Here is a 23155-nt window from a genome sequence, read left to right as displayed (position 1 = left end):
CGAACGCGCCGCCCGTCATTGGTCGTCTGGCACGAATCGTCGCGCCCGCACCATGGCATACCGTCGCCAGTGAACATCCCAGAAGGAAGGGCGGCAGGTTGATCGCGGTCAGGGAACTCCATGAGATCGCGGAGTTCGAGCGGCTCCTCGCGCTGTACGAGGAGATCTGGCACTTCGAACCGGGCGACCCGCCCATCACGATCGAACTGATGCGCGCGCTGTCGCACGCCGGCAACTACGTGGCCGGGGCGTACGAGGAGGGGCGGCTCGTCGGCGGGTCGGTCGCCTTCTTCGCCGCGGGCGGCGCCCTGCACTCCCACATCACCGGCACCACCCTCGGCCACGGCGTCGGCCTGGACCTGAAGCTGCACCAGCGGCGCTGGGCCCTCGACCGCGGCGTGCGGCGCATCACCTGGACCTACGACCCTCTCGTACGCCGCAACGCCCACTTCAACCTGGCCAAGCTGGGCGCGCGGCCGCTGGAGTACCTGCCGTGCTTCTACGGCGTCATGACCGACGCCATCAACGACGGCGACGAGAGCGACCGCCTGCTCGCCTCCTGGGAGCTGGACGCCCCCCACGTCGAGGCTCTCGTCCGGGGGGAGCACCACGACGTCCCCCGGCCCGCGGGGGCGCAGGTGGCGCTGGCCGACGCGGACGGCCGTCCGGTGACCGGCCCCAGGACAGCCGCGACGCTGCTCGTCGCGGTGCCCGCCGACATCGAGGCGCTGCGCCGCACCGACCCGGGCACGGCCAAGGCGTGGCGGCACGCCGTGCGTGACGTGCTGGGCGGCCTGATGGCCGACGGCGCGAGGGTGACGGGGTTCTGCGAGAAGTCCTTCTACGTAGTGGAGAGAATGTGAAGATCACCGGAGTAGAGCTGCGGCGGATCGCGATGCCGCTGGTGGCCCCGTTCCGCACGTCGTTCGGCACCGAGACCACCCGCGACATCCTCCTCGTGCGGGTCGTGACGCCGGACGCCGAGGGCTGGGGCGAGTGCGTGGCGATGTCCGAGCCGCTCTACTCCTCCGAGTACGCCGACGGCGCCGCCGACGTCATCCGGCGCTTCCTGCTGCCCGCGCTGCCCCCCACGCTCGGCGTGCACGACGTGGCCCGCGCGCTGGAGCCGGTCAAGGGGCACCGGATGGCCAAGGCCGCCCTCGAGACGGCCGTGCTCGACGCGCAGCTGCGCGCCTCCGGCGAGTCGTTCGGGCGGTTCCTGGGCGCGGCCCGCGACCGGGTGCCGTGCGGCGTCTCCGTCGGGATCATGGACTCGATCCCGCAGCTGCTCGACGCGGTGGCGGGCTACCTCGACGAGGGTTACGTCCGCATCAAGCTGAAGATCCAGCCCGGGTGGGACGTCGAGCCGGTGCGGGCGGTGCGCGAGCGCTTCGGCGACGACGTGCTGCTGCAGGTCGACGCGAACGCCGCGTACACCCTGGCCGACGCCCGCCAGCTGGCCCGCCTCGACGCCTACGACCTGCTGCTGATCGAGCAGCCGCTGGCCAACGACGACTTCGTGCAGCACGCCCGGCTGGCCAGGCAGCTGCGCACGCCCGTGTGCCTCGACGAGTCGATCGAGTCGGCCGAGCACGCCGCGGCGGCGATCGCGCTCGGGTCGTGCTCGATCGTCAACATCAAGCCGGGCCGGCTCGGCGGCTACCTGGAGGCCCGCCGGGTCCACGACCTGTGCCGGGCGAACGGCATCGCGGTGTGGTGCGGCGGCATGCTGGAGACCGGCCTCGGCCGGGCCGCGAACGTGGCGCTGGCGGCGCTGCCCGGCTTCACGCTGCCGGGCGACACCTCGGGTTCGCGCCGCTACTACGCCACCGACCTCACCGAGCCGTTCGAGCTGGAGGACGGCCACCTGCGGGTGCCGACCGGCCCCGGGCTCGGGGTCGAGCCGATCCCCGAGGTGCTCGACGAGGTGACCACCTCGACGGAGTGGATCACCCTCTGAGCCGCGGCACCGCCTCCAGCAGCGCGCGCGTGTAGTCGTGGGCGGGCTCGCCGACGACCTGCTCGGCGGGCCCGTGCTCGACGACGCGCCCGTGGTGCATGACCGCGATCGTGTCGGCGACGTAGCGGACGACGGCCAGGTTGTGCGAGATGAACAGCATCGACAGGCCGAGCTCGTCGCGCAGCCCGCGCACCAGGTTGAGCACGGCCCCCTGCACCGAGACGTCCAGCGAACCGGTGATCTCGTCGGCGACGAGCAGCCCGGGGTCGCCGCCGAGCGCGCGGGCGATGGCCACCCGCTGGCGTTGGCCGCCGGACAGCTCGCGCGGGTAGCGTCCGGCGAGCTCGGCGGGCAGGTGGACGAGGCCAAGCAGGCGCGGCACCTCCGTGGCGCGGCGGCGCTTCGCGATCCCCTCCCCCACCGTCTCGCCGACCGTCATGCGCGGGTCGAGCGACGCGTACGGGTCCTGGAACACCATCTGCACCCGCGGCGCGCCCACGACGCGACCGGTGTACGGGACGAGCCCGCTCACGGCGCGGGCCAGCGACGACTTGCCCGACCCCGACTCCCCCACGAGGCCGACGACGTGCCCGTCGGGCAGGTCGAGGGTGACGTCGTCGACCGCAGTGAAGCCGCCGTAGCGCACGGTCAGCCGTTCGATTCTCATGGGGTGACCTCCCAGCAGGCGACCCGCTGCCGCGGGCCGTGGACGACGAGTTCCGGCCGCTCGCCGTGGCAGCGCGCGGTGGCGAGCACGCAGCGCGGGGCGAACGCGCAGCCGGGGCCGACCCGCGCGGGCGCGGGCTGCGTGCCGGGGATCCCGGCGAGCGGGCGGCTCCGGTCGGTGTCGAGGTCGGGCAGGGACGCGATGAGCGCCCGGGTGTAGGGATGGGCGGCGCCGGCGGCCAGCCGGTCGGCGGGCAGCTCCTCGACGACGCGGCCCGCGTACATGACGACGACGCGGTCGCACAGCTCGCCGACGACGGCGATGTCGTGCGAGATGAACAGCAGGGCCGCGCCCGTCTCCGTGACGACCTCGCGCAGCAGCCGCAGGATCTGCCGCTGCACGGTCACGTCGAGCGCGGTCGTCGGCTCGTCGGCGATGACGACGCGGGGCGTGCCCATGAGGCCCATCGCGATGACCGCGCGCTGGCGCATGCCGCCGGACAGCTCGTGCGGGTGCTGCCCGGCGTGCCTTTCCGGGTCGGGCAGGCGTACGTGGCCGAGCCGGTCGACGGCGCGGCGGCGGGCGTCGGCGCGGCTCGCTCCCTGGTGGACGACGGCGACCTCGGCGAGCTGCCCGCCGACCCGCAGCGCGGGGTTGAGCGAGGCCATCGGGTCCTGGAACACCATGGCCAGCGCGGTGCCGAGCTCCTTGTCCGTCAGGTCGGCGACGTCCGCCCCTGCCAGGCGCAGCCGGGCGTACGTGACGGCGCCCGGGTAGGGGACGAGGCCGCCGATCGCGGCGGCGGTCAGGCTCTTGCCGCTGCCCGACTCGCCCACCAGGCCGACGATCTCGCCGGGGGCGAGGGTGAGCGACAGCCCTCGTACGGGGGTCGAGCCGCCGGGGAAGGAGACGGTCAGGTCGCGCACCTCGAGGACGGCGTCCTGGTCCGGCTCGTCCTCGGCGGGCGGCGGGCCGGGGCGGTCGGTCTGGTGGCGGCCGGCGGAGGACCGGGCGGCGGCGCGGGCCAGCGTGTCGCCCAGCAGGTTGAACCCGATGCCGGCCAGCGCGACGGCGGCCGCAGGGCCGAGCGCGACCTCGGGATCGACGTAGATGCGCGCGAACCCGTCGAACAGCAGGCGTCCCCAGTCGAAGTCGGGCGGCTGCACGCCGAGCCCCAGAAAGGACATCCCGGCCAGGCCGAGCAGCGCGCCACCGAGCGACTGGGCGAGGTTGAGGATGAGCGGTTCTGCGATGTTGGGCAGGATGTGCCGGGTCAGGACGCGGCGGCGCGGCACGCCGAGCATGCGGGCGGCGGCGACGTAGTCGGAGCCCGCGACGGACGCGGCGAGCGTCTGGGTGAGCCGGGCGAAGCCCGGCGCGATGGCGACGCCGATGCCGAGCACCGCGCCGCGCGCGCCGAGCCCGGCGACCACGGCGGTGAACATGGCCAGCAGCAGGCCGGGGAAGGCCACCAGGGCGTGCACGGCCCCGGTGACGAACCGCGCGGCCCGCCGGGGCAGCACGGACGGCAGCGCGCCGAGCAGGATGCCGAGGGCCGCCCCGATGAGCGTGGCCACGAGCGCGAGCGACAGCGAGTAGCGGCCCGCCACCAGGACGCGGGCCAGCAGGTCGCGGCCCAGGTTGTCGGTGCCGAGCGGGTGCGCGGCGGAGGATCCCTGGAGGATCGCCGCGGCGTCGACGCGCTCGGCGGTCGCACCCCAGATGAGCGGCCCCACGACCGCCAGCACGGCCATGAGGGCGACGATGACGCCGCCGATGATCGCCGAAGGGCTGCGCCAGACGCTGTCCCGCGCGTCGGAGTCGGTCCGCATCAGGCGGCGACCTCCTTGATCTCGGAGGTGGGGTCGAGCGCGCCGAGCACCAGGTCGACGGCGAGGTTCACGACCAGGACGATGGCGCCGTAGACGAGGATCACGGCCTGCGCGACGGGATAGTCCTTCTGGGTGATCGACTCGACGATCTTCATGCCGAGGCCGGGCCAGGCGAAGACGTACTCGACCAGGACGCTGCCGGCGATCAGCGAGGTGAGCAGCAGGCCGCCCACGGTGAGGGTCGCCGTGAGCGTGTTGGGCAGCACGTGGCGCAGGTGCAGCCGGGCGGCGGGCAGGCGCTTGGCGCGCGCCAGCCGCACGTAGTCGGAGCCGAGCTCGCGCAGCGTCTCGACGCGGGTGATGCGGGCGATCATGGCGATCGGCCCGACCGACAGGGCGAGCACGGGCAGCACGTACGTGGCGGGTCCGGCCTGTCCCGCGGGCGGGAACCAGCCGAGCCCGACCGCGAGGACGGCCACGAGCGCGATCGAGTACAGGAACTCGGGGACGGCGACGGCCGTGCCGGTGACCGTGCCGAAGGCCAGCTCGGTGCCCCGGTTGCGGCCGTTCTCGGTGCGGACGGCGGCCCACATGCCGAGCGGCACCGCCACGACGAGCGCGACGGCGGTGGCGAGCAGGGCGAGCGACAGCGTGTTGGGCAGGCGGGCCGCGATGACGTCGGCGACCGGCTCCCCCGTCAGGAACGACGTGCCGAGGTCGCCGGTGAGGACGTTGCCGAGGTAGGTGAAGAACTGCTCGGGCAGCGGCCGGTCGAGCCCGAGCGCGGCGGTGCGGGTCGCGACCAGCTCGGCGGGGGCTGCCGGGCCGAGCGAGGCCCGTACGGGGTCGCCGGGGATGAGGTGGATCATCGCGAACGAGGCCACGAGCAGCACGGCCAGCGACACGGCGAACCGCAGGACCCGGCGGGCGGCGGTGCGCAGCGCCCGGCGCGCCGCCGTACCGCCCGGGGACCTGTCGGGTCGCGCCGTGGGGGCGTCCGTACGGAGGTCGGTCACTCAGCCTCCCTGGGTCAGCCGGATGGAGGTGGCGACCAGCGTCGCCGAGATCACCCGGAACGTGGCGCCCTTGGCGGCCACCAGCGCGGTGTTCTCCACGGCGGGCACCAGGTCGGCGTTCTCGAACAGGGCCGACTCGGCCTGCAGCCACATCGGGCAGCCCTCGGTGGCGGGCAGCCGGCTCGCCTTGGCGATGAGCTCCTCGTACTGCTTGTTGGCCAGGTGGGCGTAGTTGGCGCCCTCGGGGGCGGACGGGCCGGACAGGAAACCGACGAGCTGGCTCGGGAGGTTCACGCCGATCGGCAGCCAGACGACGTCCCAGTCCTGGGCGGCGCTGAGCGACTCGGCGAGCTTGGTGTCGATGACGCCGTTGAGCTGGACGTCCACGCCGATCTTGTGCCAGGCACCCGCCATGTACTCGGCGGCGGCCTGGACGCCGGCGCCGCGGGTGGTGGCGTACATGAAGCGGAGGGTCAGCTGCTTGCCGTCCTTGGCGCGGATGCCGTCGGGGCCGGGCTTCCACCCCGCCGCGTCGAGGGCGGCGGTGGCGGCCGCCACGTCGTGGGCGGGCAGGTGGCCGGTGACGGTGTCGCCCGAGCACGGCCGGGGTTCGAGGACGAGCCCGGTGGCGGGCCTGCCGGTGCCGCCGGAGGCGATCCGGCCCAGCTCGGTGAGGTTGAGCGCCTGGGTGAGCGCCTTGCGGATCGCGGGGTCGTGGCCGGGCCGGTCCTCGCCCTGGTGGTAGAGGAACTGACCGTTGCCCACCGCGAGCACCTGCTTGGTCACGCCGGGCGTGGCCTCGACGCGCGCGCGGTCGGGGCCGGTGAGGACTGCGCCGTTGAGCGTGCCCGCGACGAGCAGGTTGGCGGCGGTCTGCTCGTTCGGCACGACCTTCATCACCACGGTCTGCGGCAGTTCCCTGGCGGTGGCCCCGGCCGGGCCCCAGGCGTAGTCGCGGCGGACCGTGAAGGTGTAGTGGTCGCCGGGCACGGCTTCCGTCAGCTGGTACGGCCCGCTGCCTGAGGTGGCGCGCGCGATCGACGCGCGGTCGCCGGCCCCCTTGCCGCAGACGACGAAGATGTCGCGCGTGCTCTCCAGGATGAAGCTGAACGGCTCGGGCGTCGTGAGCGTCACCGTGCCGGCGGCGTCGTCGGCCTCGGCCTTCATGCCGACAGGCACGAACACGCCGTAGATGGGCGACTTGGTGGCGGGGTCGGCGATGTGGTTGACGTTGTCGGCCACATTCGAGGCGGTCACCGGCGAGCCGTCGGAGCAGGTGGCGTCCTTGCGCAGGGTGAAGGTGACCGACTCGGGCTTGACGTCCCACTTCTCGGCCAGCCGGGGGACGATCTCGCCGTTCTCGCCGGTGCCCACGAGCGTGTCGTAGGCCATGGAAAGGACGTTGTTGGTGACCGAGAGCACGGCCATGGCGGGGTCGAGCACGCCGGGGTCGGCGGGGATGGCGTAGGTGAAGGTGCCGCCGGTGACCGGCGCGCCCTGCGGCTGCTGCTGGGGGGCGCCCGTCGTGCCGCCGCACGCGGCCGTGAGCAGGGCCAGCCCGGCGAGGGCCGCGACTGCGGGTCTTGTCATGGGGGCTCCAGACGGTGGGGGGTGGCCACAACCTTCCCTTTATGCGCAGATCTGGTGCTATGTGCCCGTACACGAAAAAGTACGGCCGGGGTGGTGCTAGCGGCCGAAGATCCGCATCTGCAGCATCACGATGAGCCGGGCGTCAGGGTCGGACAGGTCGAGCCCGCTGATCTCGACCAGCCGCTTGAGCCGGTAGCGGAAGGTGTTGGCGTGCACGTGCACTCGCGCGCTGGCCGCGGTGACGTCGCCGAACGCGTCGAGGTAGGCCCGCAGCGTCGCGGCCAGCTCGGTGCCGTGCTCGGCGTCGTGCTGGAGCAGCCGCTGGTAGGGGCCGGTCGGCGCCTGCTCCTCTGCGGCGGCCACGTCGGCGACCTGCAGCAGGAGCGACTCGAAGTGGACGTCGGTGTAGCCGGCGGCCTGGCCGGTCGTGCCGCGGGCGCGCAGCACGCGTAACGCCCGGTCGGCGTCGGCGCGGGACCTCGCCACCTGCGACAGGTTGGCGGCCAGCCGTCCGACGCCGATGTTGGCGGCGTGCCGGGGGCCGACCCTGGCCAGGAAGCTCTCGGCCACCCGGACGGCCCGCGCCTCCTCGTCGCCGACCGAGTGCAGCGGCAGCACGGCGTAGGCGACCGAGCCGACGGGCGCGGCGGCGGCCTTCGGGTGGATGGCGGCGACGTGCAGCGCGAGGGCGTCGCAGAAGCGCTGCCGATCGCTCTCCCCGCGCGCGGGGTCGTCGGCGGCGTCGCCGGTGAGCTGGGCGGCGAGCACGCACAGGCGGGTGGTGGCGATGCCGAGCCGTCCGGCCGCCTCGGGCGCGTCGGCGCCGCCGGCCAGCACGGTGGACAGCAGGTCGGCGCGCAGCCGCCGCTGGGTGTCGGCCCCGGCCCGCTCCCGCAGCAGCTGCAGCGCGACGATCTTGGCGGCGTCGGCGAGAGCGCGCCGGCGCTGGTCGCTGAGCGGCTCGCGCACGGCCGCCCAGATGGAGCCGAGGATCTCGTCGCCGCTGCGCACCGCCACGGCCGTGCGGTTGATCACGCCGTCGTCGTCGAGCTCCATGTAGACGGGCTCGCTGCTCTGGTAGAGCTGCTTGAAGAAGCCGCGCTCGTCGAGCATCCGCAGGTAGCGTTCCGGCACCTGGCGGCCGAGGACCGTCTCCACCCGTCCCTGGTCGGCCTCGTCCTGGCGGCCGGAGAACGCCAGCACCCGCGACGACCTGTCCTCGATCGTGACGGGCGCGTCGAGCAGCGCGCACAGGGCGTTGGCCAGCGAGAACAGGTCGCCCTGCGGCCCCTCGCCCGGTTCGGCCAGGTCGGCCTCGGCCAGCAGCGAGCGCAGCAGCGCGGCGACCTGCGCCCAGGACGCGGCGCGGGTGAGGCCGAGCACCGCCACCCCCGTCTCGAGGACGGTGGCCCTGACCGCCTCGTCCACCTCGACGGGGAGCTTCACGACGACGCCCGCGGCCTCGGGCGCGCGCCGCAGCAGCGAGCAGATGTCGGCCGCCGCGCGTACGCCGACGGCGAGCACGATCGCGCCAGGCGGCACGATGAGCTCGTCGAGCGGGTCGAAGATGTGCACGCCGGTGACCTCGCTGTCGAGGTCACCGGGCGAGGCGGCCACGTCGAGGACGGTGCTGCCGAGGTCGTCGAGGATCCGTCCCAGGCTGGCGCGGGGGCGGCTCCTCATCCGCTCACGATAATCCACGAACACGGACATCAGCGGAGCCGTTCCACCGCCAGGCGGGCGGCCCGGGCGATGGCGGCGTCGGCGTGCGGCAGCCGCTCTCTGATGACCTCGCTGCGGACGAACACCGCGACGGCGTACCGCCTGCCGTCGGGGTACTCCACGACGCCCGCCTCGTTGCGCACGCCCCACAGGCTGCCCGTCTTGCCGGACACCCTCACCTCGTCGGGGAAGCCCGCGCTCAGCCGGTGCGGCCAGATCTGCTCGCCCATGATCCGGCGCACCTCGGCACACGCCTCGGGCGGGCCGGCCTCGTCACGCCAGATCCCGGCGAGCAGCGTGGTGATCTCGCGCGGCGTCCCCGCCGTGGTGCGGGCAGGGTCGCGTACGGCCAGCGCGCGCAGCTGTTCCTGGGACGCGGCGTCCCAGTCGTCGCCGATGTCCTTCCTGACCTGGTCGAACAGCTCGGCGCAGCCGCCGATGAGCCGGGTGCGGCGCAGCCCGAGCGCGGCGAGGGTGCCGTTGACCCGGTCGAGCCCGACCCGGCGCAGCAGGACGTCGGTGGCGGCGTTGTCGGACATGGTGAGCATGAAGTGGGCCAGGTCGCGCAGAGTGAGCGACACGTCATCCCGGCAGCCGGAGGTGCCGATCCCGCCGTCCTTGTCGGCCGCGGTGACGGTGAGCCGTTCGGTGCGGCTGAGCTCGCCGGCCGCGACCTGACGGGCGTACTCCAGCGCCACCGCGATCTTGAAGACGGAGGCGAGCACGACGGGCTCGTCCGGGTCGAGCCCGATCTCGGCGTCGCCGTCCACCTCACGGACGTGCACCAGCCCCCGCAGGCCCGCGGAAGTGAAGACCTCCTCAAGCTCGGACACGCGCCACCGCCCGCCCGTTGTGCAGGAAGGCGGCCCGGCCGTCGCGCAGCACGAACGTGACGACGTCGTGGTGGCCGTCCTCCGGCTCTGCGGCGATGAACGACTCGCCGCCGAGGTGAACGTAGCGCCTGGTCGTCCGGGTCGCGCCCATGCTCTCCATGAGCGGGCCCGGCAGGAGCGTGACGTCCAGCCCGTCGGGGACGGCGGCGACCTCGTAGCCGTACTGCGGACCGCGGTAGGCGCCCGCGTACGGCGTGCCGTCCACGGCGGCCGGTTCGGCAGGCGGCACGCTCGGCCGCGGCACGGTCAGGCCCGTCGCCTCCTCGATGACCGGCACCGCCACGTCGTCGACCAGCCCGGAGAAGGAGCCGCCGTTGCCGGTCATGGCGATGACGAGGTCGGCTCCTGGCACGATCCGCCAGAACGTGCTCTGTCCCGGCGTGTTGCCGTCGTGGCCGTACGCGCCCCAGTCGAACAGCGACACCCCGAGACCCCAGCTACCTGGCGACCAGCCGCCGCCTCCTGGCACGTCGATCTGGGGCGTGAGCATCGCGGCGACCGACTCGCGCGACAGCAAAGGGGCTCCACCCGCGGCCAGGGCGCGGGCGAAGGCGACCAGCTCGCGCAGCGCCAGGCTCATCGTGGCGCCGGCCGGGGCGTTGGAGCGCGGCGGGATCCACGAGGAGTAGACGGCGTTGTCCGGCCCGACATGCCCGACCGAGGCGCGGAAGTACACCGACTCCTCACCGAGGAGGACGGCGTGCGTGGCGCCCAGCGGGCGCAGGAGGTGCTCGCGTACGGCCTGCTCCCAGGTACCGCCGCGCAGCCGGGCCACCAGGGCGCCGAGCACGCAGTAGCCCGCGTTGCAGTAGGAGAAGATCTCGCCGGGCGCGTGCACCGCGCCGGCGCCGCCCAGGTAGGCGAGGTACCGGTCCAGGCAGTCGTCGCCGCGGCCGGTGTCCTCGAACAGGTCGCCGTCGAAGCCGGCGCTGTGCACGAGCAGCTGCCGCACGGTGACGGCTCCGTGGGCGAAGTCCGGCAGGTGGTCGCCCACGGGGTCGTCCAGGCCGACCAGCCCCTCCTCGACCAGCTGCATCACCAGCGCGGCCGTCCAGACCTTGGTGCTGGAGCCGACCTGGAAGACGCTGTCGGTCGTGGCCCGCACGCCGGTGCCCTTGTTGACGACGCCGTCGGCGGCCTCGTGCAGCTCGCCGTCACGCCACACCGCGACGGACGCGCCGGGCACGTCGTGCTTGCTCATCGCCTCGCGCAGGCGGTCGCGCAGGTCCACGTCAGCTGACCTTCGGGGTCGCGCGGGCGCCCATGTGGAGGTACGGCGCGCCCTCGACCGGCTCGAAGAAGACGGCCGTCAGCCAGTCGCCGCCCGGCGCCCGGAAGCCGAAGAGGTTCTCCTCGATGGGGACGAACGTCATCTTCTCCGGCTTGTGCAGGGCGGCCAGCTCGCCGGTGGCCTCCAGCAGGATGCTGCCCGCGCCGTCCTCGACGCTGATCGTGATCCGCGATCCGGCCCGCTCGTACACGCCCGCGTACGGCGTGAGGTCCACCTCGGGAGGGGTGTCCGACGGGACCGGGGACGGCGGCACGGTCAGGCCGTCGAGCTCGGCGAACAGCTCCGTGGCGACGGCCCGCGTGAAGGCGCCGCTGCGCCCGCCGTTCGCGGTCACGCAGACGACGGTCCCGGTGCTGGGCACGGCCCAGAGCATGGCGTGCTGGCCGATCGTGTTGCCGCCGTGGGAGATCACCTTCTGGCCGCTCCACTCGTCGAGGATCCAGCCGACGCCCCACTGCCTGCCCAGCGTGTACGGGTTGGGGATGTCGACCTGCGGCTCCCACATCGCGCTCGCGTCCTCCAGCAGACCGCCCTCGAGGTGGGCGCGGCCGAAGGCGACCACGTCGGCGGGGCGGGCGCAGATCAGCCCGGCCGGTCCCATGGCGCGCATGAGGCCCCACTGCGGGACGGGTTCGCCGTCCTCGTGGCCGATCGCGGCGCGGAAGCGCAGCACGTCCTCGGGCAGCGTCCAGGTGTGGGTGAGGCCGAGCGGCTCGCAGACGCCCTCGCGCAGCACGTCGTCCCAGCGCTTGCCGTGCAGCCGCTCCAGCACCCGGCCGGCGATGACGAACCCGGAGTTGCAGTAGGACTGGGTGACGCCGAGCGGGTGGTTCTGCGCCAGGGTGGCGCAGGCCGCCACGTACTTCTCCACGCAGTCGTCGCCGCGGCCGGTGTCGATGAACAGGTCGCCGTCGATGCCGCTGGTGTGGGAGAGCAGGTGCCGGATCGTCACGTTCTTCGTGACCTCGGGGTCGGGCAGCCTGAACTCGGGCAGCAGCTCGGCGACCGGGGTGTCGAGGGTCAGCCTGCCGCGCTCGATGTCCTGCATGAGCAGGGTCGCGGTCCAGACCTTCGTGACCGAGCCGATCTGGTAGAGGGCGTCGGGGGTCGCCTCGACGCCGGTCGCTGCGTTGAGGGTGCCGGCCGCGAACTCGTGCAGCTCGCCCTGGTGCCAGTACGCCAGCGCCGAGCCGGGGACCTCGTACTCGGCGATCAGGTCGGCGAGCCGCTGACCCATTGCTCCAGCCACGCGATGATCCTTTCGTTGTAGTCGTACCTGTGCGAGGGGCGCCCGCTCAGGATGAACAGATGGCTCGCGCCGGGGTAGCGCACCATCCGGACGGGGACCCGTCGCTCGCGCAGGGCGGCGAACCACTGCTCGGCCTGGCCGACCGGGCAGCGGTCGTCGTCCTCCCCGTGCAGGAGGAGGGTCGGCGCGGTGACCTCGCCGACGTGGGTGAGTGGCGACTGGGCGGCCAGGTCGCCGGCGTACTCGTGGACCTTCATCAGGTGGCCGAGGTCGGACGTGCCGCTCAGCGCGGCCAGGTCGCTGACGCAGCCGCCCGGGATCGCGGCCCTGAACCTGTCGGTCGTGGCCGACAGCCAGCAGCTCATGTAGCCGCCGTAGCTGTAGCCCGTGACGGCCAGCCGTCCGGGGTCGGCGACGCCCTCGGCGACCAGGGCGTCGACGGCGGCGAGCAGGTCCTGGGCGTCGGACAGGCCCCAGTTGCCGAGGGAGGCGGTGTAGAACTCCTCTCCGTACCCGTCGCTGGCGCGGGGGTTGACGGTCAGCACGGTCCAGCCGCGGGCGGCGAGGACCTGGTGGTAGAGGTGGGCGCCGTCGAAGACGGGCGACCAGGCGTTGTGCGGGCCGCCGTGCACGTCGAGCAGCAGCGGGCCCGGGGCGGTCGCCGCCTCGTCACGCAGGACGAACCCCTCGACCCAGGTGCCGTCGGGAGCAGTGAAGGTACGCCGCCGCGCCTCGAACAGCTCGACGCCCTCAAGGGCGTAGGTGGTGAGTCGCGATATATCCGGCGCTGGCGCGCCAGATATATCGGACATATCGCCTGGCGCGGCTTTTTCCGGGCTGGCTGTGGAGAGGGGCTTCTGGGTGGGGGTGAGCAGGTAGACGTCTCCTGCGCTGTACGGCGTCGCCGCCACGTAGGCCACGGCCCCCGCTGCGACGCTCAGGCCCGAGATGTTCACCTCGCCCGGAACCAGGCGCTCGCCGGGAGCGCGGTACAGGTGGGTGGAGCCGCCGTCGCGGGCGCAGAACAGCAGATCGTCGCCGAGCGGCGCGGGGACGCCGCCGGGATAGCCGGGAGCGCCGATCATGACGTTGCGGTCGAGGCCCGTCTCCACCTCGGCCACCCCGTCAGGCCCGAGCTCGTACAGGCGCGTGTGCCCGATCGGCGCCCCTTGGAGGCCCGCCAGGAACAGCCGCTCCCCGAACCACCACACGCCGCCGCACAGCAGCTCCGGCCCGGTCAGCGCCTCGGGGACGCCGCCCTTGGCCGCGTCGACGGCGTACGCGGTCCCGGCGATCTCGAGGTCGCGGTCGGCGTGCATGTCCGCGACGAAGGCGAGCCGGAGCCCGTCGGGCGACCAGGACGGCTCCCCCGCGTGGAAGTCGCCGCCGGTGACCTGGACCGTCTCGCCGGTGGCCACGTCCGTGACGAACAGGTGCCGGGTCAGGCCGCGCAGGAGTCCGGCGCCGTCGGCCTTGAAGTCGAGCCGGTCGGCCACGACGGGGGTGTGCGGCGGGGCCGCGCCGCCGTCCTCCGCCGGGCCGACGGGAGCGGCGAAGGCGATGCGGGAGCCGTCCGGCGACCACGCGGGCGTGCCCGCGCCGAGAACGGCGACGGTCAGCGCGACGGGTTCGCCGCCGTCCATGGGCAGCAGGTGGATCTGCGGCCGGCCGTCCACCGGGCACAGGAAGGCGAGCGTCCGCCCGTCGGGCGACCACCGCGCGGCGCTGCCGGCCGCGAGCCTGCGCGGCTCTGCGCCGGGCGCGGCCAGCCAGATCTCGGTACGGTTCCCGTCGGTGTCGCGGTCGGCCGTCGTCAGCGTGTACGCCACGGCCTGCCCGTCGGGACGTACGTGCGGGTCGGAAGGAACGGCGACGCGGTAGAGATCGTCGAGGGCAAGAGGCGGCATGAACGAACCGTAAGCCTCGCGGATCCCGGCATCTTCGGCGGTTCGCACAAACGGCGCCGCCCGGGTTGTGCCCCCGTCCAACGCCAAGTTCCCGCCCTGAAAGCGTTGACCAGCCAAGTGGATGAAAGTAACTTCCAGGCAACACCGTGACCTTGCATGAAATTTACATACATGTGAACGGTTGGGAGGTAGGCATGCGTCACCCGCGATTACTGACCCTGGCGACGGCGATCGTCCTTGGAGTGGGGACGGCACCGGCCGCGCACGCTGACCACGGCAAGGACCGCTGGATCAGCGACAAGATCGCGAGCATGAGTCTCGAGGAGAAGGTCGGCCAGCTCTTCGCGGCCAACGTCTACGGGGAGAGCGGCGACACGACCGACCCGGCCGACGTGGCGGCGAACCAGACACTGTACGGGCCGGACGTCCGCAACGGCATGGACCTGATGGACACGTACAAGCTCGGCGCGATCCTGTACTTCCGGTGGTCGAACAACCTCAACGACCCCGTCAGGACGGCGGGGCTCTCCAACGACCTGCAGCGCGCGGCGCTGGCCCAGCCGGCGAAGATCCCGCTGCTCATCGCCACCGACCAGGAGCACGGCGCCGTCTACCGGCTGGACGAGCCGTTCACCGCGTTCCCCGGGCAGATGGCGCTCGGCGCGACCCGCAGCGAGAACCAGGCGTTCACCGCCGGGAAGGTCACCGGCGAGGAACTGTCCGCGCTCGGCATCAACCAGGACTACGCCCCGGTCGCCGATGTCAACGTCGACCCCGGCAACCCGGTCATCGGCGTCCGCTCGTTCGGCGAGGACACCGGGCTCGTGTCCGACCTGACCCGCGCCGCCGTCCGCGGCCTGCAGCAGGGCGGGGTCTCGGCGGCCGTCAAGCACTTCCCCGGCCACGGCGACACGGTCAACGACAGCCACAACAGCGTGCCGTGGATCTGGCACACCAAGGAGGAGTGGGAGCGGATCGACGCGCCGCCGTTCCGGGCCGGCATCGCCGCGGGCGCCGACATGATCATGTCGGCGCACGTCGTCATGCCGTACCTGCAGAGCGACTGCGACGTCGACACCCAGGAGGGCTGCGACCCCGCGACGCTCGACCCGGAGATCATGACCGGGCTGCTGCGCGAGGAGCTCGGCTACGACGGCGTCGTGGTCACCGACTCGCTGGCCATGCAGGGCGTGCGCGACAAGTACGGCGACGACCGCATCCCCGTGCTCGCGCTCAAGGCCGGGGTCGACATGCTCATGATCGTGGACGACCCGGCCAGCTCGATCTCCCTGGAGGTCGCCTACAACGCCGTGCTGAACGCCGTCCGCTCGGGCGAGCTGACCGAGCAGCGCATCGACCGGTCCGTCGCCCGGATCCTGCAGCTCAAGAAGAAGCGCGGCTTCTTCCGCGGCGACCAGCAGGTGGACGAACGCAAGGTGGTCAAGCGCCTCAGCTCCCCCGCGCACAAGGCGGCGGCCCGCAAGGTCGCCGAGCACAGCGTGACGCTCGTCCGCGACGACGCCGGCCTGCTGCCCGTGCGCGAGAAGAAGCAGCGGGTGCTGGTGACCGGCTACCGCAACGTCACGCCGCCGTCCGTGAAGATCCCGCCGACCGAGCGGCTGGCGAAGGCGATCGGCGACCTCGGGCACACCGTGGAGCTGTTCGAGACGGGTACGGCGCCCGACGCGGCCACCGTCGGCACCGCGGTGGCCAAGGCCGGCGCCGGCGACATGGTCGTGGTCACCACGGTGAACGCCTCGACCTCGGCCGCCCAGCAGGGCCTCGTCAACGCGCTGATCGCCACCGGCAAGCCCGTCGTCGTGGTCGCCACCCGCAACCCGTACGACGTCGCGAGCCTGCCCGGCGCGCGGACGTACCTGGCGACGTACTCGTGGGAGAAGCCGGCGATGGAGGCGACGGCGCGGGTGCTGTTCGGCCGGACCTCCCCCACCGGCAGGCTGCCGGTGACGATCCCGGCCACCGACGGCTCGGTCCTCTACCCGTACGGCCACGGCCTCCGCTACTGATCAGGCCCTCCCCCAGGACGGAGCGACACCGATGAGCCACTTCCTCTCCCGGCGGGGCATGCTGTCGGCCGCGGCGGTCGCCGCGGCCGGCACCGGCCTGAGCGTCCCCGCCCACGCGCACGACCGCCGTCCGCGGCCCGGCGAGCTGCGGACGGGCGTCCAGGTGCTGATGGACGACGACTACCGGCTCGTACGGGGCCAGAAGGTCGGCATCGTCACCAACCCGACCGGCATCCTGCCTGACCTGCGCCACGTGGTGGACGTGATGGCCGCCGACGACCGCGTCGACCTCGTCGCGGTGTTCGGCCCCGAGCACGGCTTCCGCGGCACCGCCCAGGCCGGCGGCTCCGAGGGCTTCTACGTGGACGAGCAGACCGGGCTGCCGGTCTACGACACGTACCTGCAGAGCGGTCAGGCGCTCGCGGACATCTTCACCAGGTCGGGCGTCGACACGGTCATGTTCGACATCCAGGACGCGGGCGCCCGCTTCTACACCTACATCTGGACGCTGTTCGACTCCATGCAGGCGGCGGCGACGGCCGGCAAGCGGTTCGTCGTCCTCGACCGTCCCAACCCGATCATCGGCCGCCGGGCGTACGGGCCGATCATGACGCCGGAGTTCGCCACGTTCGTCGGCCGGGAGGCCATCGCGCAGGCGCACGGCATGACCGTCGGCGAGCTGGCCAGACTGTTCAACGGCGAGTTCCTCGACCAGCCGGCCGAGCTGCGGGTCGTGGAGCTGCGCGGCTGGAAGCGCGACATGGCCTACGAGGACGGCGGCCTGCCGTGGGTCATGCCGTCGCCGAACATGCCGACCGTCGACACCGCGTTCGTCTACGCCGGCACCGGCATGTTCGAGGGCACCAACCTCTCGGAGGGGCGCGGCACGACCAGGCCGTTCGAGCTCGTGGGCGCCCCGTACGTCGACCACCGGTGGGCGGACGCGCTCGGCGACCTGCGCCTGCCGGGCGCGGGGTTCCGTCCGGCGTACTTCACGCCGACGTTCTCCAAGCACGCGAACCAGCTGTGCGGCGGGGTGCAGCTGTACGTGACGGACCGGGCGGCGTTCGACCCGGTCAGGACGGGCGTCGCGATGATCGTCACGGTGAAGCGGCTCTACCCGGACGACTTCGCCTGGCGCTACGACACCTCGGATCCGGCGCGGCCGTACTGGATCGACAAGCTGACCGGCTCGACGCAGGTCCGTACCGACATCGACGCCGGCAAGGACGCCGACGCGGTGGAGGCGGGCTGGGCCGGCCCGCTCAAGGCGTTCGCCAGGACGCGCGAGAAGTACCTGATCTACCGGCGCTGACGTCGAGGCCCCCGGGGCGACCGCCCCGGGGGCCTCGACGGACTCTCACTCGAAGTCATCGGGATTGAGCTCCTTGATCCGCATGTACGGGTCCTCGTCGTAGAAGGTGAGACCCTCGGTGTCGTCGCCCTCGTCGAACCCGGGCGTCGCGCCCTCCATCGGCGTCACTTCCGCCTCTGGCGGCGTCGCCTCGCCGCGGCCTTCCCGAACGGCCTGTCGCGCCGTCGCGCTGTCGAACACCTCACTCATCGTGCCTCCCCCGAACGTCCGGGGTGCGCCTCGCTGACCCCTGCTGACGTCCCCCTGCCCGTCGTTTCCCCGCCCATGCGGAAGGCCGCGCCCCCGTGGGATGCGCGGCCTTCCTGGAGGGCGGAGGTCAAGCCCGGGTGGGGGCGTCCTCCTGCTTCGGGGCCTGCTCGGGCAGGTCGAGGCTGTCCCGCAGCCTGGCGGGCTGCAGGAACGCCGCGGCGACGAGGCCGACGACCGCGATGCCCGCCGAGACGAGGAAGATGTGGCCGGTCGCGTCACCGTACGCGGCCCGGACGATCACCTTGATCGGTTCGGGCAGCGCGGCGATGTTGAGGCTGCCGCCGGCGGCGGCCCCGTCCCCGCCGGCCGGGACGCCGGCCTTGGCCAGACCCGCGGCGATGTCGGACGCGACCTGGTTCGCCAGGATGGCGCCGAGCACCGAGACGCCGACGGTGCCGCCGAGCGAGCGGAAGAACGTGACGGCGCCGCTCGCGGCGCCGATCTCCCGCAGCGGCACGGTGTTCTGGATGACGAGGACGAGGTTCTGCATCGACATGCCGACGCCGATGCCGACCAGCAGCATGAACGCCCCCACGAGCACGAGTGACGTCTCGTGGTCGATCGTGCCCAGCCCGCCGAACCCGGCCAGCAGCACGACGAGACCGATGAGGATGTACGGCTTCGTCTTGCCGGTCTTCGACACGAGCCGGCCGCTGATGGTGGACGAGAACAGCACGCCGATCATCATCGGCATGGTGAGCAGACCGGCGGCGGTGGGACCGTACCCGCGGCCGATCTGGAAGTACTGGCCGAGGAAGACCGAACCGCCGAACATGGCCATGCCGACCGCGAGGCTGGCCAGGATGGCCAGGGCCGGGGTACGGCGCCGGATGACGTGCAGCGGCACGACGGGCTCGCGCACCTTCGTCTCCACGACCGTGGCCACGGCGAGCAGCAGCACGCCCGCGCCCACCATGGCCGCGGTCTGCCAGGACAGCCAGTCGAACTCGTTGCCGACGAAGGTCACCCAGATGAGCAGGACGCTCACGCCGACCGCGATGAGCAGGGCGCCCCAGTAGTCGATGCTCACGTCGTCACGACGCGTGGTCGGCAGGTGCAGGGTCTTGGCGAGCAGCGTGAAGGCCGCGATGGTGAACGGCACGGCGATGAAGAAGCACCACCGCCAGCCGAGCCACGAGGTGTCGGCGATGAGACCGCCGATCAGCGGACCGCCGACCGTGGCGACGGCCATGACGGCGCCCAGGTAGCCGTTGTAGCGGCCGCGCTCCTTGGGGGAGATCATCGCGGCGATGACGACCTGGGTGAGGATCTGCAGGGCGCCCATGCCGAGGCCCTGGACCGCGCGGAAGGCGATGAGCTGGCCGGTGTTCGTGGCGAAGCCGCAGGCCAGCGAGCTGACCATGAAGATCACGATGGCGATCTGGAGGAGCAGCTTCTTGTTGAACAGGTCGGCCAGCTTGCCCCAGATGGGGGTGGAGGCCGTGGATGCCAGCAGGGACGCGGTGACGACCCAGGTGTACTGGGACTGGCTTCCGTCGAGAGCGCCGATGATCTGCGGCAGCGCGACCGAGACGATCGTGGCGCTGATCATGGCGACGAAAAGGACGAGCAGCAAGCCACTTAAGGCTTCGAGGACTTGGCGGTGAGTCATCGGCTCCGCCGTGGATGGCGCTGCCGCTTGTGCGCTCACGCGCAACCTCCGATCAAGGACAGGGTGGATCAACTGGGACACCATACATGCTCATGGAGCAAACTTGCGCATTGTGCATTTATGCCCATTGGGTAAGCTGGTCCGCACCATGAGCAGCACAGCAGGGTTGCGCGAACGCAAGAAGACCGAAACACGGCAGGCGGTGCACGAAGCCGCGCTCCGGCTCACCCTGGAGCACGGCTTCGACAACGTCACCGTCGAAGCGATCGCCGACGCCGCCAACATCTCGCGCAGGACGTTCTCCAACTACTTCGCCGGCAAGGAGGACGCCCTGCTCTACGGCGACGAGCAGAACCTGCGTGGCCTGGTGCAGCGCGTACGTGATCAGCCCGTGGGGCGGACGGCCTGGCAGGCGCTGTGCGGGGCGCTGGACAGCCACCACGCGGAGATCGGCGACGCCGACCGCGACCTGCACCTGCGCACCCGGCTGGCCCTGCAGCACCCCTCGCTGCTGGCCCGGCAACTCGCCGGACGGCACCGCCTGGAGAGCGAGCTCAGCCACGCGCTGGCCGAGCGCGAGCAGCCGTCCGGCACCAGCCCCGAGGTGATCACCGCCGTCTTCCTGGCCGCGCTGCGCGTCGCCACGCAATGGTGGTGCGCCGAGAACGAGACCCGCACCCTGCGCGAACTCACCGACCGGGCCCTCGACCAGATCGTCCACGCCTTCGGGTGACACGGCGGGCCGGGCCCACATGACGAACCCGTGGACCCCCTGCCGGGGCCCACGGGCGGGTGTCGCGGTCAGGCGTTGTTGGTGGCCGGGGTCCTGGTCGGGGCGAACCACTGCTGGATCCAGTGGGGGTAGGGGGCGGCGGTCCAGGTGGCCTCGTCCAGGGCGGTGAGGTCCTGCTCGGTGAGCGTCAGGTCGGAGGCGGCGAGGTCGTCGGTGAGCTGCTCCAGCTTGCGGGCGCCGACGATGACGCTGGTGACGGCGCGCTGGGCGAGCAGCCACGCGATCGCGACCCGAGCGGGGCTCACCTCGTGCCGCGCGGCGACCGCCCGCACCACGTCGAGCACCTCGAACCCCTTGCCCTCGTCGAACGGCACGAAGTCGAAGCCGTTCCTCGCCCGGCGCGAGTCGGGTTCCGCGGTCGCCCCGCCCCGGTCGAACTTGCCCGTGAGGAACCCACCGACCAGCGGCTGCCACACCGTCAGGCCCAGCCCGGCGTCCTCGGCCAGCGGCACCAGTTCGCGCTCGGCGTCGCGCGACAGCAGCGACCAGTGGATCTGGGCGGAGACGAACGCCGCCCGGTCGTGCAGCGCGGAGACGCCCAGCGCCTTGGCGATCTGCCAGGCGGCCAGGTTCGAGCAGCCGATGTAGCGGACCTTGCCCTGGCGTACGGCGTCGTCGAGCGCGCTCAGCGTCTCCTCGATCGGCGTCAGGTGGTCGTGGTTGTGGATCTGGTAGAGGTCGATGTGGTCGGTGCCCAGCCGGCGCAGGCTGTCCTCGAGGGCACGCATGACGTGCAGCCGCGAGAGCCCCTGGTCGTTGGGGCCCGGCCCGACCGGGGCGATCAGTTTGGTGGCGAGCAGCACGTCGCGCCGGCGCCGCCCGATCACCCGCCCGAGCAGTTCCTCGCTCTCGCCGTCGGCGTAGACGTCGGCGGTGTCGACGAAGTTGACCCCGGCGTCGAGCGCCGCCCCGACGAGCCGGCTCACCTCTTCCTGGCCGAGTGCCCCGTGGGTGCGGTAGACGGGGTGGTCCTTGCCGCCGAACGTCATCGCGCCCAACGAGATCTCGGAGACCCAGACCCCGGTACGTCCCAGAAGACGATATTTCACCAGCTACTCCTTCTCGCGGCAGATGCTCACCGCGCGCTTTTTCCGACGCAACGTCCGGACATGATGTCCGGAAATTACGCTACACGGTGTCCAGACACGGTGTGGCGTGACGGTCGCCACCCGTCCGAGCGCCCTAGGATGCGGACATGCCCTCGATCACCCGACGACGTGCCGCGAAAGCCGGCCGCCCCACCTCCGCCGAGGCCGACATCCTGGCCGCGACGCAGCGGCTGCTGATCAAGGGTGCGTCCTTCACCGAGCTCGGCGTGCAGCAGATCTCCACCGAGGCGGGCGTCGCCCGCTCGACCTTCTACAGCCACTTCCGCGACAAGATCGACCTGCTCGTCCGCCTGGCCACCGAGCTCATGTCCTCGACCTTCGACATCACCTCGGCCTGGACGCCGGCGGACGGCCCCGACCGCCTCACGGACGTGTTCGCGGAGGTGGTCGCGGTCTACCGGGAACACGCCGCCGTCCGGAGGGCGCTCGCCGAGGTCGCCGCCTACGACGCGACCGTGCGCGCCTTCTGGGCCAAGGAGCTGACCCCGTTCACCGACTTCACGGTCAGGCTGCTCCGCGCCGAGCAGGAGGCGGGCCGGGCCCCGGCCGACCTCGACCCGGTGAGCGCCGCCAGGGTGATCGTCACCGGCGGCGAGCGCGCCCTCGTCGACCACGTCACCGGCGCCGATCCCGGGCACGACGCCGCGTTCGCCCGCGAGCTGGCCCTGACCTGGTGGCACGGCGTCTACCGCCGTCCGTCCTGGCACGACGCCTGAGCACTCCAGAACTTCCGGCGGCGGTGCTGGTCACCGGCCCCCGCGCTCGCCGCGCCCACGCTGCCTTCGGCGCCTCGGCGGACGGCACGATCGAGGAGCCGGCCCTGGCCCTGCGTACGCAGGACTGCGTGAACTGACGGCGGCCCGCCTCAGCGCAGGGCCGACCAGGAGCCGTGGTCGGCCACGCGGAGCAGCGCCGACAGGCCGGCGTCGTCGAAGGCCGTCACCACCTCCGCCCGCCCCTCGGTGAAGTGCGTCCACCCGTCGTAGTGCGCCGGGACGACGACGGAGACGCCCAGCACCGCGGCGCCGGCCGCGACCAGGCGGCCGTCCATCGACACGGGGCGTTCCCCGAACTTGCCTCTCACCCGGGCCGCCCCCGCGTTGAGCACCGCCGCGTCGATCCCAGGGACGCGGCGGGCGATCTCGGCCACGGCCCGCATGGAGGCGTTGTCGCCGCTCACGTAGACGGTGGGCAGGTCGCGGCCGGACAGGACGAACCCGGTCACCGCGCAGTTGACGTACCCGTCGGCGTCGCGCTCGCCGTCCTCGGGGCCGTGCACGGCAGGGACCGCGAGGACGGTCAGGTCGCCGCCGCCGTCGGGGCGCGGCACGGTGGCGGCCGTCCAGGGCTCCAGACCGACCGCCACCGGGCCGAGCCGGACGGCCGCGCCCGGCTCGGTCAGCGTCACCGGCGCGGCGATGGCGAAGGCGCGTCCCCGGTCGTCGAGGTTGTCGGGATGCGCGTCGTGGCTGACGAGCACCACGTCGACCGGCCCCAGCAGGTCCTCGCGCACCGCCGGTCCGCGTGTCTTGGTCAGTTGACGCGCTCCCCGGCCTGAAGGCCGGGGATTCAGCCCGTGCCGCTTCACGCGGCACCTCTGTGGCTTCCTGTTTCGTCGGCCTGTGCCACCGCGATCGATGGTCTTACCCGGCCTCCACAGGCGTTTAGCCTGTCCGCCCGTCCGGCGGCCAGAATATTCTTGGCTGCGTTGATGTCCCGGTCGTGGGCCGCCCCGCACAGGCAGGACCACGACCGGACGTGCAGCGGCATCGACTCGGCGGCGGTCCCGCATGCAGAGCACAGCTTCGAGGACGGGAACCACCGGTCGATCCTGACGAGCGTGCGGCCGTACCGGGCGGCCTT

21 protein-coding genes are annotated in these 23155 nt (G+C 72.6%); 7 read left to right on the top strand and 14 right to left on the bottom strand.

Annotation, left to right across the window (positions count from 1 at the left end):
• Positions 1–98: 98 nt before the first annotated feature.
• Together BLR04_RS37960 and menC are read left to right on the top strand one after the other, a co-directional pair.
• Positions 99–863, top strand: a complete 765-nt coding sequence (locus tag BLR04_RS37960) for a GNAT family N-acetyltransferase (RefSeq protein ID WP_090774006.1) — start codon at positions 99–101, stop codon at positions 861–863.
• Positions 860–1960 carry an o-succinylbenzoate synthase gene (gene menC / locus BLR04_RS37955; protein ID WP_176903523.1) on the top strand — a complete coding sequence of 367 codons (1101 nt, stop codon included), beginning with the start codon at positions 860–862 and terminating at the stop codon, positions 1958–1960. Before BLR04_RS37960 ends, menC begins: the two co-directional genes overlap by 4 nt.
• On the opposite strand, the gene BLR04_RS37950 is transcribed toward menC, so the two are convergent.
• The 9 genes from BLR04_RS37950 to BLR04_RS37910 form a co-directional block, all read right to left on the bottom strand.
• Positions 1950–2627, bottom strand: a complete 678-nt coding sequence (locus BLR04_RS37950) for an ABC transporter ATP-binding protein (RefSeq protein WP_090774005.1) — start codon at positions 2625–2627, stop codon at positions 1950–1952. The two genes, menC and BLR04_RS37950, sit on opposite strands and share 11 nt — an antisense overlap.
• The gene (locus BLR04_RS37945) at positions 2624–4459 is read right to left on the bottom strand and encodes a dipeptide/oligopeptide/nickel ABC transporter permease/ATP-binding protein (protein WP_090774004.1); all 1836 of its coding nucleotides are present in this window, start codon (positions 4457–4459) and stop codon (positions 2624–2626) included. The genes BLR04_RS37950 and BLR04_RS37945 overlap by 4 nt, the downstream gene beginning before the upstream one ends.
• Positions 4459–5475, bottom strand: a complete 1017-nt coding sequence (locus BLR04_RS37940; RefSeq protein ID WP_245740987.1) for an ABC transporter permease — start codon at positions 5473–5475, stop codon at positions 4459–4461. Before BLR04_RS37940 ends, BLR04_RS37945 begins: the two co-directional genes overlap by 1 nt.
• Positions 5476–7065 carry an ABC transporter substrate-binding protein gene (locus BLR04_RS37935; RefSeq protein WP_090774003.1) on the bottom strand — a complete coding sequence of 530 codons (1590 nt, stop codon included), beginning with the start codon at positions 7063–7065 and terminating at the stop codon, positions 5476–5478.
• A 96-nt stretch (positions 7066–7161) separates the two neighbouring features.
• The gene (locus BLR04_RS37930; RefSeq protein WP_176903521.1) at positions 7162–8748 is read right to left on the bottom strand and encodes a PucR family transcriptional regulator; all 1587 of its coding nucleotides are present in this window, start codon (positions 8746–8748) and stop codon (positions 7162–7164) included.
• A 29-nt stretch (positions 8749–8777) separates the two neighbouring features.
• Positions 8778–9620, bottom strand: a complete 843-nt coding sequence (locus BLR04_RS37925) for a serine hydrolase (RefSeq protein WP_090774001.1) — start codon at positions 9618–9620, stop codon at positions 8778–8780.
• Complete coding sequence (locus tag BLR04_RS37920; protein WP_245740986.1) at positions 9607–10911, bottom strand: serine hydrolase domain-containing protein; 1305 nt, start codon at positions 10909–10911, stop codon at positions 9607–9609. Before BLR04_RS37920 ends, BLR04_RS37925 begins: the two co-directional genes overlap by 14 nt.
• A gap of 1 nt (position 10912) precedes the next feature.
• Positions 10913–12220 carry a serine hydrolase domain-containing protein gene (locus BLR04_RS37915; protein WP_245740985.1) on the bottom strand — a complete coding sequence of 436 codons (1308 nt, stop codon included), beginning with the start codon at positions 12218–12220 and terminating at the stop codon, positions 10913–10915.
• Positions 12184–14127: a S9 family peptidase gene (locus tag BLR04_RS37910; protein WP_090773999.1), complete on the bottom strand. Its 1944-nt coding sequence runs from the start codon at positions 14125–14127 to the stop codon at positions 12184–12186. Before BLR04_RS37910 ends, BLR04_RS37915 begins: the two co-directional genes overlap by 37 nt.
• Before the next feature lie 194 nt (positions 14128–14321).
• Here BLR04_RS37910 and BLR04_RS37905 point away from each other — a divergent pair, with 194 nt between their 5' ends.
• Together BLR04_RS37905 and BLR04_RS37900 are read left to right on the top strand one after the other, a co-directional pair.
• Positions 14322–16154: a glycoside hydrolase family 3 protein gene (locus BLR04_RS37905; protein ID WP_090773998.1), complete on the top strand. Its 1833-nt coding sequence runs from the start codon at positions 14322–14324 to the stop codon at positions 16152–16154.
• A gap of 31 nt (positions 16155–16185) precedes the next feature.
• Positions 16186–17469: an exo-beta-N-acetylmuramidase NamZ family protein gene (locus tag BLR04_RS37900; RefSeq protein ID WP_090773997.1), complete on the top strand. Its 1284-nt coding sequence runs from the start codon at positions 16186–16188 to the stop codon at positions 17467–17469.
• Between the two features lie 45 nt (positions 17470–17514).
• On the opposite strand, the gene BLR04_RS40235 is transcribed toward BLR04_RS37900, so the two are convergent.
• The gene (locus BLR04_RS40235) at positions 17515–17718 is read right to left on the bottom strand and encodes a hypothetical protein (RefSeq protein ID WP_143022406.1); all 204 of its coding nucleotides are present in this window, start codon (positions 17716–17718) and stop codon (positions 17515–17517) included.
• A 127-nt stretch (positions 17719–17845) separates the two neighbouring features.
• The gene (locus BLR04_RS37895) at positions 17846–19390 is read right to left on the bottom strand and encodes an MDR family MFS transporter (RefSeq protein WP_176903524.1); all 1545 of its coding nucleotides are present in this window, start codon (positions 19388–19390) and stop codon (positions 17846–17848) included.
• Between the two features lie 148 nt (positions 19391–19538).
• Between BLR04_RS37895 and BLR04_RS37890 the strand changes: the two genes are divergently transcribed.
• Positions 19539–20123: a TetR/AcrR family transcriptional regulator gene (locus BLR04_RS37890; RefSeq protein WP_090774018.1), complete on the top strand. Its 585-nt coding sequence runs from the start codon at positions 19539–19541 to the stop codon at positions 20121–20123.
• A 68-nt stretch (positions 20124–20191) separates the two neighbouring features.
• Here BLR04_RS37890 and BLR04_RS37885 read toward each other — a convergent pair whose 3' ends face one another.
• Complete coding sequence (locus BLR04_RS37885) at positions 20192–21232, bottom strand: aldo/keto reductase (RefSeq protein ID WP_090773995.1); 1041 nt, start codon at positions 21230–21232, stop codon at positions 20192–20194.
• Positions 21233–21378: 146 nt separating this feature from the next.
• Between BLR04_RS37885 and BLR04_RS37880 the strand changes: the two genes are divergently transcribed.
• A complete protein-coding gene (locus BLR04_RS37880) occupies positions 21379–22008 on the top strand; it encodes a TetR/AcrR family transcriptional regulator (RefSeq protein WP_090773994.1) in 630 nt (209 codons plus the stop codon).
• Positions 21966–22145 carry a hypothetical protein gene (locus BLR04_RS40230; RefSeq protein ID WP_143022405.1) on the top strand — a complete coding sequence of 60 codons (180 nt, stop codon included), beginning with the start codon at positions 21966–21968 and terminating at the stop codon, positions 22143–22145. The genes BLR04_RS37880 and BLR04_RS40230 overlap by 43 nt, the downstream gene beginning before the upstream one ends.
• A gap of 12 nt (positions 22146–22157) precedes the next feature.
• On the opposite strand, the gene BLR04_RS37875 is transcribed toward BLR04_RS40230, so the two are convergent.
• Both BLR04_RS37875 and BLR04_RS37870 read right to left on the bottom strand, forming a co-directional pair.
• Entirely contained in the window at positions 22158–22880 is a 723-nt protein-coding gene (locus tag BLR04_RS37875; RefSeq protein ID WP_218129326.1) for an MBL fold metallo-hydrolase, read from the bottom strand.
• Positions 22877–23155 (bottom strand): zinc ribbon domain-containing protein (locus BLR04_RS37870; protein WP_143022404.1); only part of this gene is annotated, 279 nt, incomplete at its 5' end. The genes BLR04_RS37875 and BLR04_RS37870, both read right to left, overlap by 4 nt.

It is taken from the genome of Nonomuraea maritima (genome assembly GCF_900100395.1).
In the GTDB taxonomy this organism is placed as follows: Bacteria; Actinomycetota; Actinomycetes; order Streptosporangiales; family Streptosporangiaceae; genus Nonomuraea; species Nonomuraea maritima.
This window is presented reverse-complemented; position numbering and strand designations above follow the sequence as displayed.